This is a genomic window from Sinorhizobium sp. GQ132, from assembly GCF_059758575.1.
In genome coordinates, this window is record NZ_JCAXDX010000002.1 from 575,401 (window position 1) to 588,077 (window position 12,677).

General features: G+C 60.4%; 8 protein-coding genes. 4 read left to right on the forward strand and 4 right to left on the reverse strand.

The genetic code is table 11. The features are described 5' to 3' along the window. Positions 1-185 precede the first annotated feature (185 nt). Positions 186-1,799 carry an SMc04171 family calcium-binding repeat protein gene (locus tag AC6CIG_RS06855; RefSeq protein ID WP_437409503.1) on the forward strand — a complete coding sequence of 538 codons (1,614 nt, stop codon included), beginning with the start codon at positions 186-188 and terminating at the stop codon, positions 1,797-1,799. A 103-nt stretch (positions 1,800-1,902) separates the two neighbouring features. Then, complete coding sequence (locus tag AC6CIG_RS06860) at positions 1,903-2,736, forward strand: response regulator (RefSeq protein ID WP_437409502.1); 834 nt, start codon at positions 1,903-1,905, stop codon at positions 2,734-2,736. Positions 2,737-2,799: 63 nt separating this feature from the next. Here AC6CIG_RS06860 and AC6CIG_RS06865 read toward each other — a convergent pair whose 3' ends face one another. The 3 genes from AC6CIG_RS06865 to AC6CIG_RS06875 form a co-directional block, all read right to left on the reverse strand. Continuing rightward, positions 2,800-7,932, reverse strand: a complete 5,133-nt coding sequence (locus AC6CIG_RS06865; protein ID WP_498322553.1) for a beta strand repeat-containing protein — start codon at positions 7,930-7,932, stop codon at positions 2,800-2,802. Positions 7,933-8,142: 210 nt separating this feature from the next. Then, positions 8,143-8,904: an outer membrane protein gene (locus AC6CIG_RS06870; RefSeq protein WP_498322554.1), complete on the reverse strand. Its 762-nt coding sequence runs from the start codon at positions 8,902-8,904 to the stop codon at positions 8,143-8,145. 408 nt (positions 8,905-9,312) lie between these two features. Continuing rightward, a complete protein-coding gene (locus tag AC6CIG_RS06875; RefSeq protein WP_437409164.1) occupies positions 9,313-10,317 on the reverse strand; it encodes a GlxA family transcriptional regulator in 1,005 nt (334 codons plus the stop codon). A 506-nt stretch (positions 10,318-10,823) separates the two neighbouring features. Here AC6CIG_RS06875 and AC6CIG_RS06880 point away from each other — a divergent pair. Both AC6CIG_RS06880 and dmeF read left to right on the forward strand, forming a co-directional pair. Then, a complete protein-coding gene (locus tag AC6CIG_RS06880) occupies positions 10,824-11,096 on the forward strand; it encodes a metal/formaldehyde-sensitive transcriptional repressor (RefSeq protein WP_018095287.1) in 273 nt (90 codons plus the stop codon). Next, positions 11,093-12,049, forward strand: a complete 957-nt coding sequence (dmeF, locus tag AC6CIG_RS06885) for a CDF family Co(II)/Ni(II) efflux transporter DmeF (protein WP_437409165.1) — start codon at positions 11,093-11,095, stop codon at positions 12,047-12,049. The genes AC6CIG_RS06880 and dmeF overlap by 4 nt, the downstream gene beginning before the upstream one ends. 13 nt (positions 12,050-12,062) lie before the next feature. Here the strand turns inward: dmeF and AC6CIG_RS06890 are convergent, their stop codons facing one another. After that, positions 12,063-12,662, reverse strand: a complete 600-nt coding sequence (locus tag AC6CIG_RS06890) for a YdeI/OmpD-associated family protein (protein ID WP_437409166.1) — start codon at positions 12,660-12,662, stop codon at positions 12,063-12,065. Between the last annotated feature and the right edge of the window lie 15 nt (positions 12,663-12,677).

Below are 12,677 nucleotides of genomic sequence, written 5' to 3' on the forward strand. Positions count from 1 at the left end.
AACACATCTTATACGGAAATCGGCGGGCGGTCAGGCCGCATTTCGGTTTGGGTGCGAAGTAATTATATATTTGAAGTAATGTAATCTATATTTACATATCGAAAAATATTTGCGGCCGCGTCTCGATTTATACTTTGAAATTTAATATTAGTGGCATGCTTCGCAATTCATGGGGGAAGAGCGACATGACCACAGTCGTGGGGACGGCCGGAGACGATACGCTATCTGGAACCGGGGAGAAGGATCGCATCTGGGGTCTAGCCGGCGCCGATGAGATCGAAGCTGGCGGCGGCGATGACCTCGTCGACGGCGGGGCGGGAAACGACCGTCTGACAAGCAGGAGCGGCTATGACCGACTCGACGGCGGCGAGGGAGATGATCTCATCAGCCTGATCGGGACCGGCGGCGCGGTTACAGGCGGTGCCGGCGTCGATACGTTGGTGGTCGACCTGTCGAGCGTCAGCTCGGACGTCCGGTTCAGCGGCGAGCACGGGCACGGCATCATCGGCTACAACACGGCGAATTGGGAACACATCTTCTTCAATCGCATCGAGCGGCTGGTGCTGACGACCGGCAGCGGCAACGACCGGATCTTCGGCGCCGCCACCGACGACATCATTTCGACCGGCGCCGGGAACGACGTCGTGGGCCCATATGGCGTCGACGGCGACGACGGCACCAGCATGCTCGGCGACGACACGATCGACACAGGCAGCGGCGGCGACATCATCAACGACACTGTTGGCGCGAACCGGATCTTTGCCGGCGACCACAACGACATCATCATCACCACGCTTTCCTCCGCGGTGATCGACGGCGGGAGCGGCTGGGATAAACTATCCATCTTCGATGAAGGGCGAACCGACGACGTCACCGTCGATTTCGGACAGGGGTTTGCCTCGACGGGCACGCGGATCGGCGGGATCGAGGTTGCCAGCGTGGATCTCGGCGGCGGCAGTGATACGCTGATTGCCGGAAATCTGTCTTCGCTCAGCGCCCATATGGGCGAGGGCGACAATTATGTCGCCGGCAGCAGCGGCAGGGACTATGTCGCCTCCGGAAGCGGCGACGATGCACTTTATGGGGGCGCTGGCGACGACATCCTGATCAGTGCCGGCGGAAACGACGTGCTCGTCGGCGGCGATGGGAACGATGACATCTACGACGGCGGAACGAGTTTCGGCGACGGAGAGACATATATCGACGGCGGCGCCGGCGACGACCTTATCCAGGTGGTTGCGCCATCAGGCTTTATCGATGGCGGGACCGGCAGCGATACGTTGCGCGTCGTCGATCCCCTGCCGGGCACGAATTTCGACGCTTCGACCGGCATGCTGGGTACGTCGCTGATCTTCACCGGTATCGAGAGGTTCGAGCTGTCCGGCGGCTCGGGGGACGATACCATCCGCACTCTTGGAGGCAACGATCAGCTCGCCGGCAACGCCGGCAGCGACCGTCTGGACGGCGGCGCCGGAAGCGACGTGCTTTGGGGGGGCGCGGGTGACGATGTCATGACCGGCGGAGCAGGCGCAGATACCTTCCTTTGGTCGTCCGATACGTTTTCGTTCTCAGGTGTGGATCGTATCACGGATTTCGATGCGGACGGAGGCGACCTGCTGCGCTTTACCGAATATGCACCCGACACGACGGGCATCGACAGCTTCGCAGACCTGATTGCCGCCGCGACCGAGACCGAAGACGGGCTCTACATCGCCTTCAACGGGTCCGATACATTCGGTCTGTTGCTGGACAAGGTCGCACTTGCCGACCTTTCAGCGGATGATGTCGTCTTCGTTTGAGGGATGCCTTCGCCGACATTCGGATGAGTGCGCCCATTAACACCGGATAAAGCGTTTTGCTCCTAGGGTGCCTTCCGGGGACACTCTTTTTCATAGGCGATCAATGTCATTCTTCGGCATTTCCGGAATGTACTTTTCCGGCGAATCCCTCGGCGAACACCGTATCGTGCTTGCCGAGGACTCCAACCTCTTTGCCTCGATGGTCTCGAAGCGGCTGAAGGAGCTTTTCGATATCGACGTGATCGTCTGTCGCGACTACGAGGACTTGCAGTTCGCGGTCGAAAACGCTTCCTTCGCGCCATCTCTGGCGATTTCCAATATCAATCTTCCAGGCGCCGAGAACGGCGAAGCGCTCACCTACCTGATCGAGATGAGCGTGCCGACGATCGTTTTCACCGGCTCGTTTCAGGAGAGCACGCGCGAGGCGATCCTCGCCAAGGACATTGTCGATTATGTCATCAAGGACAGCGTCTTTGCTGTCGATATGCTGGCAGAATCCGTCTGCCGATTCCTGACGAACCAGCAGCATCACGTGTTGATCGTCGACGATAGTGCGACGGCCCGGGCCGTGTTGACGACGCAGTTGAAGCGCTACAATTTCAGAACGAGCTCGGCGGAAAGCGGCTCTGCGGCGCTGGAAATCCTGAAGAGCAATCCGGACATCGCCCTCGTCATAACCGACTACAATATGCCCGATATCGACGGTTTCGAACTTACGCGGCGAATTCGCGCCGCCCACGGCCCGCATCAGCTAAGGATCATCGGTGTGTCGTCGTCGACGGACCGGCTGCTTTCCGCCCGGTTCCTCAAAGCCGGCGGCAACGATTTTGTCGTCCGTCCTTTCGTCAACGAGGAGTTCTACTGCCGCGTCAATCAGAACCTCGATACTCTCACCAAGGTGAGAACGTTGAGTGCGAGGACCAAGATTCCGGCCTGAAGGACGATCGCCATTCGGGCGACCGGCGCCGATTGAGGTCGGAATTTGCCGTGCTGGACTGGCTTACAACAGAAAATCTCCCGTCGCGAGGCTCTTCAACCCGGAAAGCTCGATCTGAAAATCAGCGCGGCCGTCGCCGTTGACATCACCATAGATGATCGTCTTGTCGTCGAGGGTGCCCGCCGGATTGAACGTCTTGTAGATGAGCTCGCCCGCGTGACGGGAGAATTCGCCGGTGCCTCGCCACGTGAAGGCCTGGTTGCCGGCCGCACCGGTGTTCGCATCGATGGCCGATAGATCGAGCCGATCGAAGCCGTTCGCGAAATCTGTCACGGTGTCGCGATGTCCGGCACCAGAGGCCGGCCCATATGCAACATTGTTCACATAGCCGGAGAAACCGGGCGCCGAGTCGTTGGTAGATTTGAAAACGAAGATATCGTTCCCCGCTCCTCCCGTCAGCAGATCGGCTCCTGCGCCGCCAATGATCGTATCGTTGCCGGCTGCGCCATTGATGACATCGTTGCCCGCTCCACCGTCAAAGGTCTCGTTCGCGGCAGTGCCGGTGAGGCGGTCGGAGCCGGCCGAGCCGATATACCGCTCAATGGCGTCGGTGACGGACACCCTGACCGTCTTGGTTGCTTCTAGTCCTGTTCCGACAGACGGGTCGTCAAGCCCGATGGTCACGTCGAGGTATGGGTTTGTCTCGAAATCGAGCCGTGCTCCTGCCTTCAACCAGAGGACGTTGCCGCGGATTTCGAACAGCGCCGCATCCGCGCCGCTCAAAGACAGCAGATTGGTCCCCTGAGCGTCGTCGGCGATCACAAGAGTAGCAACCTTCTGGGCCGTTCCCGTCGAGGCATCTTCGGTAATGCGGGTGAGGTGCTGCGTGAGCGTAAGGCTAGGAGCGTCGTTGACGGGGTTGACGGTGAAATTGAATGTCGCAGGGGTCGGCGCGGAGTTGTCCTCGTTGCCGTCTTCTACGACGACCCGGAAGGAGGCGGCGGTGGTCTCCGAGCCATTGTGGCGGAAGGAGACGAGGCCGGCTGCGAGTTGCGCCGCCGTAAAGCTCGCGGCCACTGACCCGTTGACGAGGACAGAGCCATTGACGGCGTTCGAGACGTTGAAGCTAACACCCGCCGCGGTGTCATCCGGATCGGAATAGCCGAGATCGGCCGCCGTGAGCTTATAGGTTCCGCCCTCTGCGACCGCCGCTCTCAGATCGCCGGTGCGTATGGGAGCGTCGTTGACGGGGTTGACGGTGAAATTGAATGTCGCAGGGGTTGGCGCGGAGTTGTCCTCGTTGCCGTCTTCGACGACGACCCGGAAGGAGGCGGCGGTGGTCTCCGAGCCATTGTGGCGGAAGGAGACGAGGCCGGCTGCGAGTTGCGCCGCCGTAAAGCTCGCGGCCACTGACCCGTTGACGAGGACAGAGCCATTGACGGCGTTCGAGACGTTGAAGCTAACACCCGCCGCGGTGTCGTCCGGATCGGAATAGCCGAGATCGGCCGCCGTGAGCTTATAGGTTCCGCCCTCTGCGACCGCCGCTCTCAGATCGCCGGTGCGTATGGGAGCGTCGTTGACGGGGTTGACGGTGAAATTGAATGTCGCAGGGGTCGGCGCGGAGTTGTCCTCATTGCCGTCTTCTACGACGACCCGGAAGGAGGCGGCGGTAGTCTCCGAGCCATTGTGGCGGAAGGAGACGAGGCCGGCTGCGAGTTGCGCCGCCGTAAAGCTGGCGGCCACTGACCCGTTGACGAGGACAGAGCCATTGATGGCGTTCGAGACGTTGAAGCTAACACCCGCCGCGGTGTCGTCCGGATCGGAATAGCCGAGATCGGCCGTCGTGAGCTTATAGGTTCCGCCCTCTGCGACCGTCGCTCTCAGATCGCCGGTGAGCGCGGGAGCGTCATTGACGATGCCGTCGACGAGGATGGAACTGGTCGGCGCTATATTGTTCAAGGTAAGCAGAGCGCTGTTGCCGGCGCTGTCGCTTATAGTCGCCCCATTGAGCGTGAGGGGGCCGAGCGTGATGCCGGTCCAATCTGCCTGGTTATCGGTAACCGTCAGTCGGAATGCCAGAGCGGTGCTGCCGCTTCCTGCAATATATTCGGCATAGGCTGTCCCGCCCATATCGAGCATAACCGCAAGTCGCGGAACGCCGTTGGTGGTGTCCACGGTCACCGCCTCATGGAAGTTGATCGCGAAGTCCAGACTGTCGCCGAATTTGTAAGTGCCGGCTGCAGGCACTCCTACGCTGGTGACCGTCGGCCCAACGCCGTCCACGACGATGTTGTTCTGCGCGGCGATCGAGTTGGCGCCGCCCGGCGTCGGCAGTGTCAGATCGGCGCCGACATTGGTGGCGCTTCTGATCGCTCCGCCGTTCGCCGCTAGCGCGGAGATGCCCGCATAATCCAGATCCGGAGCCAGATCGCCCGCCTGAACCGTGTAGCTGAAGGACAGCGTATTCGATCCGGAACCCGAGACATACGCGGCAAGCCGATCGGTGGCGCCGGTTTCCAACAGCAATGTCGGCGTTCCGCCGGTGGTGTCGACGTTGACCACCCCGTCGAAGGTTACGGTCAGTGTGATCGTATCTCCTGCCTTGTAGACTCCGTCCGGTGCGGCAGCGTCGACGCTTAAGACCTTCGGAGCCGGCGACACGACGGCGATGGTGATCGTATCGCTATCGCTTTGCGCACCGCCCGAACCGGAATGCCCCTGATCATTGGTTGTGATCTTTAGTGAGGCGTCGCCCGAATAGCCGGGGCTAGGAGAGAAAACCAGCCCGTTCAGTGCGACGTTGATGTCGCTCAGGGAACCCGCAAAGGTCATGCCCGAATCGGACGTGCCGGTGCCGGCAATAAAGGTCAGACCCGCAGTGCCGCCCAGCGTAAGCTGACCGTGTTCGGCGGTAAGCGTCACCACGACCGTACCGCTGCCGGCATCGACGTCGGCAATCGAAATTAGATTTCCATCTGCAATGCTGAAGACGAGGGCGCCGTCGGCTAGGACCGATTGCCCGACCGGGACGTGGTTTACGGGTGCATCGTTCACGGCAGTCACTACGAGCGTCGTGGAGGAAGCATCGCTTTTCGCGCCGCCGGACCCCGCGTTGCCGAGGTCGTTGATCTCCGTCGTCAGAACGACGTTGCTGGTCGAGTTGGACACTGGCGTAAATGTGACATTCGAACCCGCGATGAAGGCATTGATGTCGGCCAAGGAGCCAGACATTTCCAGCGATGTGCCCGTGCCGGAAACGGTAACGCCGCCCGCTGATTGCGCCGAGAGCGATCCCGAGGCGACGCTGAAAGTAACTGTAACGGTGCCGGACCCTGCATCCGCATCAGCGAAGGAGATGCCCGTAATTGCCGTCGCGGTGTCCTCAGAAATACTGACCACAGCGGGAGCCGAAACCGTCGGGGCGTCGTTAACCGCCGTTATTTGCAGCGCCGTCGTTTCCGCCGCGGTCTGCGCGCCACCGCTGCCTGAGTTTCCGCCATCGGTGATGCTCGTCGTGAGGATCACGTTGCCGGTCGCATTCGCGGCCGGGGTGAAAGTCACGTTGGCAGCAGCGATGAATGCGTTGATATCGGCCACCGTGCCGGTGAGCGTGAGGCCCGTCCCCGTTCCGCCTGCGGTGACGCCGCTACCGCTGACGGCCGAGAGCGATCCCGATGGCACGGAGAAGGTAACGGTCACGGAACTGCCGCCAGCGTCGGCGTCGGAGAAGGAAATGCCCGTGACAGCGGCCGCGGTGTCCTCCGTGAGAGCGATTGCGCCGGGCGCGGAAATTTGCGGCGCATCGTTGACGGAGCCGACGTCGATGGTCTTCGTGGCGGGAGCGCTGTCGCTCGTGCCGTCATTGGTGCTGAAACTGATCGTACGGGCCGCAGCCGTGGGTGCCTCGGAGGTGTTCAAATAGGTGACGGTCCGTAACGCCGCCTGCCACTGCGCGACGGTTGCCGTTGCGCCCGGCGACGTAAGGGTCAAAACGCCTGTGAGGGAGCTGTAGGTGGCATCGATGTTCCCGAACGCGGCCGAACTGGTATTCGCGAAGGCCAGAACGTCCTGACCGGAATGAAAATTTTCGGTAATCTGGACGGTCGCCGAGGCGAGCGTACCGTTGTCGAGGTCGGACACGGTTAGTCCGGTGTCGATCGCCACCGGTGCATCTCCCTCAGTAAAGGATCCGGTACCACCGGACGTCGTCGTCACCGGAGCGTCATTGGCTGCGACGAGATTCACCGTCGTCGATGTCGTTGTCGAATTGCCGCCTTCGGCGTCGCGGACCGTGACAGAGACGGTCCTTGTGCCGGTGGGCGAGGCGCCCATGTTGGCGTAGGTCAGATTGTGAATAATGGCTTCCACTGCGGCGCCCGAAGCGTTGCCGTTCAAAGCGACCTGCAGGAAGCTGGACCCCGCACCGCCTCCGCTCATTGTTCCGATAGCGGTGCCGCCAAAGGTAACGATCGTACCTGAAATTCCGATTTGCCCGGCACCGGTTCCCTGGTTTTGCAGACCTAGGGCATCTTCGCCTGCAACCACTCCGGAAAGCGTGAAGCGTATCTGTCCACCGCTCCAGCCGGTATTGTCAGCATCGGTGACGGCAGCCAGACTTGTGGTATCCACAAGTATCGCAGCTTGACTGCCGCTGACATAGTCCTTTGCGTCGGAGGCATCGAAATTGGTAACAACCGGCCGGTGGTTCGCGTCGATGGTTATATTATCGAGCCAAAAGCTCATCGTGCCGGTGGTCGTCGTCTCCGGAATGATGAGATCTTGCAGGCTGAGCGATGTTCCTCTGCTCATAGCGGGAACATTGCCGGCAAAGATCGCCCGATAATAATAGGGCCCGACGCCATCGCCGTGAATATTGTCGTCGTACCAGGTGGTTCCGTCCAGACCGAGTCCCGGCGACCAACCATTCACGATCAAAGGATCGGCGTTCACGCTTATCTGGTAGTCGTAGAAGTCGATCAAAGCTCCGGTTGCGCTGGTGATGGCGATCGAAAATTGTTCGCCGCCATAGGCCGGGTCCTCGGCGAAGTTGAAACGACCGTTGTCGAAATTGGCACTCCAATTTCCTTGCGCGGATATCGTGAAAACGAGCCCGCCGGCGCTAAGGACATTATCGGCCCCGCCGGCCGTTCCGTCGGTGATCTGCCCGGCGGAAAAGTCGATTAATGTTTGCGCCATTGTCTGCACTCCTGCAATATCTGCCGCGATCGCCTGGAGGGACGGCACTGACTCCAAGCCACGGGCGTGTCCGCCCTGTCTTTGTCTACGACGCCGTTTGTGTCACAAGCGTCTGAAGAAAACTCGTAATACATTGATTAAAAAGGTTTTTGTGTCCGCTTACGAAGCGGCCGCCTTGTCTTTGCCCCTACCACTCGGCGTCCCGCAAGGTCACATTCGCCAACGGATTCCGACCCGCACCACATCGAAATCGAGATCGTTTTCGTAGCGCGGAAACGCGCCGACCGGTTCGATCGCTGCGCCCGAGGCGGTCACCTTGCCGAAATCGTAATGAAGATATTCGAGCGTTGCCGACCAGTTCTCCGCAAAGCGCCACTCAGCCCCAGCACCTTCCACCCAACCGCTCTTTGTTCCTCCGCCGGAAACGTTCATCTGACCGATCGTCGGCCAGTCGCTAAGGTCGTAGGCGCGCACGCCGATATCGGCCACGGCGACACCGCCGGTCACATAAAAGAGCAGGTCGTCGGCGGCAAGTCCGGCACGAAGACGTGCGGTGCCGACCCAGTCGGTGTCGAAGCTTGCATGTGTGTCGTTGACGATTGCGGACGTGCCGGTGCCGGCAAGATTCATAAGGCTGAAATCGACCGCGCCACCGATTACGAGTGTCAGCCCTTCGACATCGAGTTGCCGGTCGCAACCGGCTTCGATCCCGCCGACTACTCCGTGATCATCGCTCTTGATCACCTCGTAGGGCGGACCGACGCTGTTCCAGGAGGTTCCGTCCGTCGCGAATGGCCCCTGGGTGAACGGCTTATCGGTTGCGTCGGCATCGGCACGGCCATAGCCCGCATTTGCTCCCAGATAACAGCCCGACCAGTTTCGGGAGGAAGTCAGTTCGTCGGCGAAGGTCGCGTGAGCGCTTGTTACCGTCAGCGCGATGGCGAAGGCCACGGGCGAGGCGAGACCGGACATATTATCTCTCGTGATATATGATAAACAACTTATAGATGATTATGCTGATGGAATTCTCGTTATGCGAGCATAAGTAAGACGGCGGCCCAAAGAAAGTGGGCGCTTTGCACAATCATTAATTTTTTGTGAGAGGGGGCCGTTTATCCGGAGAAAATGGTGCTCCGGCCCAATTGAAAGCGGCGAAAAGCGAAATCCTTCACTGCTGCGCGGCGGCGCGGCCGGAGAGCGAAGCCCGCCGTTTCCCTGCTTCAATGAAACAGGGAAACGTTCTAACAGTTTGGAATCACACACTTCCACACGGAAGAGCGTTACACCCTTTCCGGAAGTGCTCTAAACCAACCGGCCCGTACGAACGAATCACGGTTTCGACCAACCCTGCAAGGTCCCAGAGGATCGAATAGACGCGATCTACCGTGCCATCTGCAGCGTCAGCTTGCGCTCGGCGCGTTCCTGCTGCGGCGAGCGGTTGTAAAGCTCGCGGTAACACTTCGAGAAATGCGAAGCGGAAACGAAGCCGCAGGCGACGGCGACTTCCACAACCGGCATGGACGACTGGATAAGCAGGTGCCGGGCGCGGTCGAGGCGGATTTCCAGATAATAGCGGGCAGGCGATCTGCCCATTTCCTGGCGGAAAAGCCGTTCTATCTGACGGCGAGACAGGTCCGCGCTTTCTGCGATCTCCAGTAGCGACAGCGGCTCGGAGAGGTTGCTCTCCATCAGTTCGATGATTGACAGGACTTTTGCGTTCTGGACGCCGAGACGCGCTCTCAGCGGCAGCCGCTGGCGGTCGTGCGGCCCGCGCACCCGATCCGTCAGCGCCTGTTCGCATACGCGGTTGACGAGGTTCTCGCCGAAATCCTGATCGATCAGGTTCAGCATCATGTCGAGCGAGGCGGTGCCGCCGGCGCACGTATAGATGTTGCCGTCGATCTCGTAGAGGTCCGCATATACATCGGCCTGGGGGAAGCTCTCGGAGAAGCCCGGCAGGTTTTCCCAATGGATCGCGCAGCGCTTGCCCGTGAGCAGGCCCGCCGAGGCGAGCACATGGGCGCCGGTACAGAGACTGCCGACGGCGATGCCGCGATTATAGACTTCGCGCAGCCATGCGTTCACCGACTTGTTCTGGAAGTCCTCGACATAGACGCCCGAACAGACCAGCACCATCGATGGGCGGCTTTCTCCGCCGAGATACTTGCGTTCGTCGGCGAGCGAAGTGTTGACTTCGAGCGCAATGCCGGCCGACGAATAGACCTTTTGCCCGTCGGTCGAGGCGAGACGCCACGTATAGGCTTCATAACCGAGCATCCGGTTCGCGATGCGAAGCGTCTCGATCGCCGCCGAAAAGGGCAGCATCGAAAAGTTTGGCACCAGAAAGAAGACGAGCGAGCGCTTCTTCGTCAGCGGTTTGTGCATAGAACCTCCCAGGCTAAAGCACGTTGCAGAGATAGAATTCATGCGACGCACTTCAGGTCGTCGCTTCCGTGCATGTCGTCAGCCCCAAACCGCTGCGCACTTCTGGGCGACATGCATTAAGGCTCGTATATTCGTCGCTTGGAATATGCGCTTCAGCTTGCCGAATTGCGACATTGGCATGGAAAGCCGCGACTGGGAAGAAATTTCGCATTGCGACATCCATCGGCCCGGGCCTCTTGCGGGCCGGATCGACGAGTGTATGAAATGCGACAAGATCACGGACCGCGATGACGTAATCGAGCAAAAATAAGGCAAATTGAGCGAAAGCTGCGCAAGAGCGCCTAAGTTGCGATTTTGCCGCCAGCGACTTTTCACCTTCGCGGAGTCGGGATGTCGGTATCTGACAAGACGCAATGGAGCGCGCGCAGCTTCGTGGCCTGGCGTCAATGCAACACAGCGACGGCGCGGCTTGCATGGGCGTCTGAAATAGGGTACCCCCCTATGCTATGTCCCATACGATCAGAGATCAGGAAAAGTTGCTCGCCCGTGTCCGCCGTCTAAAGGGGCAGATGGAAGCGGTCGAGCGTGCGCTCGAAGCTCGCCAGGCCTGCGGCGATATTCTCAACCTCGTCGCCTCCGTGCGCGGTGCAGTCAACGGGCTGACCATCGAACTGATCGAAGATCATATTCGCGGCCACGTCGCCGGCCACGAATCTCAAGGAGAGCGCGAAGAGGGCGCTGCCGAACTGATCGAAATCGTCAGGAGATACCTGAAATGAGCGAAACCCATTCACCGGCGCCCACAGGTCATGATCATGTATTCCTCGGCGACAATCACCAGCGCAACGAAAGGCGCACCTGGTTCGTCATTGCGCTGACTGCGGGAATGATGGTCGCGGAGATCGCCGCGGGTACCTTCTACGGCTCCATGGCATTGGTCGCCGACGGCTGGCACATGTCGACACACGCCGCGGCCCTGCTCATCGCGGCGCTCGCCTACCTCTATGCCCGCCGGAACGCGCGCAACCCACGCTTTACCTTCGGTACGGGCAAGCTTGGCGATCTCGCCGGTTTCTCAAGCGCGATCGTACTTGCCTTGATCGCGCTGCTGATCGGCTGGGAAAGCCTCCTGCGGCTTGCCAATCCGGTGGCAATCAGTTTCCCGCAGGCCATTTCGGTGGCCGTGCTCGGACTTGCGGTCAATCTCGCCTGTGCCTGGCTGCTTCGTGAGGATCATTCACATCATCACCACCACCATGGTCATCATCACCATCACGAGCACCACCATAGCGTCTCGGCGCACGGGCGGGACAACAATCTGCGTGCCGCCTACCTGCATGTGCTGGCGGACGCGCTCACCTCGGTCCTCGCGATCGTCGCGCTTGCGGCCGGTAGCGTCTTTGGCTGGATATGGCTCGATCCGATGATGGGCATTGTCGGCGCGCTGGTGATTGCCCGCTGGTCATGGGGCCTGATACGAGACAGCGGCAGCGTGTTGCTCGATTACATTCCGCCGGGCGAGGACCTGCCCGACGAAATACGCGCGGCAATCGAGCGGGACGGGGATCGGATCACCGATCTGCACGTGTGGCAGCTTGGGCCCGGCCACCGCGGTGCCATCGTTTCGCTGGTGACGAAGAATCCGCAAAGTCCGTCGAGCTACCGCCGCAAGCTCGAGCATATCCACGAGCTTTCGCACGTGACGGTCGAGGTCGAGCCGCTGGCGGCCTGAGAGGCAGATCGATCTATCGCGCCTTGCGTCGTGGGTAAGGCGTCTCGCCGCGGGCCAACATGCCGACATATTTTTCGATGCGCGCAGCGCGCGTCTCGGTCTTCTTCGCATCGTGAATGCGGAATAGGATTGCGTAGCGATTTCGGCTGTCGAGTTCGTCGAACAGCATCTTAGCCGCTGCGTTCTGCGCAAGCGCATCGTCAAGATCGTCGGGCACGGTCGCCTTGCTCGGCGGTGGCGCGGCGGCATCCCACCGGCCGTCGTTCTTGGCGCGTTCAACTTCGGCAAGGCCGCGCGGTGTCATGCGCCCCTCGGCGATCAATTCGGTCGCCCGAGCGCAATTCACCTGCGACCATCGGCTGCGCGCACGGCGCGGCGTGTATTTGTTCAGGTAAAAGTCGCTGTCGGATCCAATACGCTGACCGTCGATCCAGCCGTAACAGAGCGCCACATCGAGCGCCTCCCTCGGCGTGATGGTCGCTATCCCGGACGCCTTCTTGGCGAATTTCACCCAAAGCCCCTTGCAATCAGGTCCTTGCTCCGCGATCCACGTTTCGAAGGTCTTTGCGTCCGCAAAATGGATCACCGGCAATTGGGCTTCACTTTCACTCATGAGGATTACCGATCT

Excerpts from the sequence above, each read along its gene's own strand:
- AC6CIG_RS06875 (WP_437409164.1), bottom strand. The coding sequence starts at position 10,317 with ATGCACAAACCGCTGACGAAGAAGCGCTCGCTCGTCTTCTTTCTGGTG.
- dmeF (WP_437409165.1), top strand. The coding sequence starts at position 11,093 with ATGAGCGAAACCCATTCACCGGCGCCCACAGGTCATGATCATGTATTC.
- AC6CIG_RS06860 (WP_437409502.1), top strand. The coding sequence starts at position 1,903 with ATGTCATTCTTCGGCATTTCCGGAATGTACTTTTCCGGCGAATCCCTC.
- AC6CIG_RS06880 (WP_018095287.1), top strand. The coding sequence starts at position 10,824 with ATGTCCCATACGATCAGAGATCAGGAAAAGTTGCTCGCCCGTGTCCGC.
- AC6CIG_RS06870 (WP_498322554.1), bottom strand. The coding sequence starts at position 8,904 with ATGTCCGGTCTCGCCTCGCCCGTGGCCTTCGCCATCGCGCTGACGGTA.
- AC6CIG_RS06865 (WP_498322553.1), bottom strand. The coding sequence starts at position 7,932 with ATGGCGCAAACATTAATCGACTTTTCCGCCGGGCAGATCACCGACGGA.
- AC6CIG_RS06890 (WP_437409166.1), bottom strand. The coding sequence starts at position 12,662 with ATGAGTGAAAGTGAAGCCCAATTGCCGGTGATCCATTTTGCGGACGCA.
- AC6CIG_RS06855 (WP_437409503.1), top strand. The coding sequence starts at position 186 with ATGACCACAGTCGTGGGGACGGCCGGAGACGATACGCTATCTGGAACC.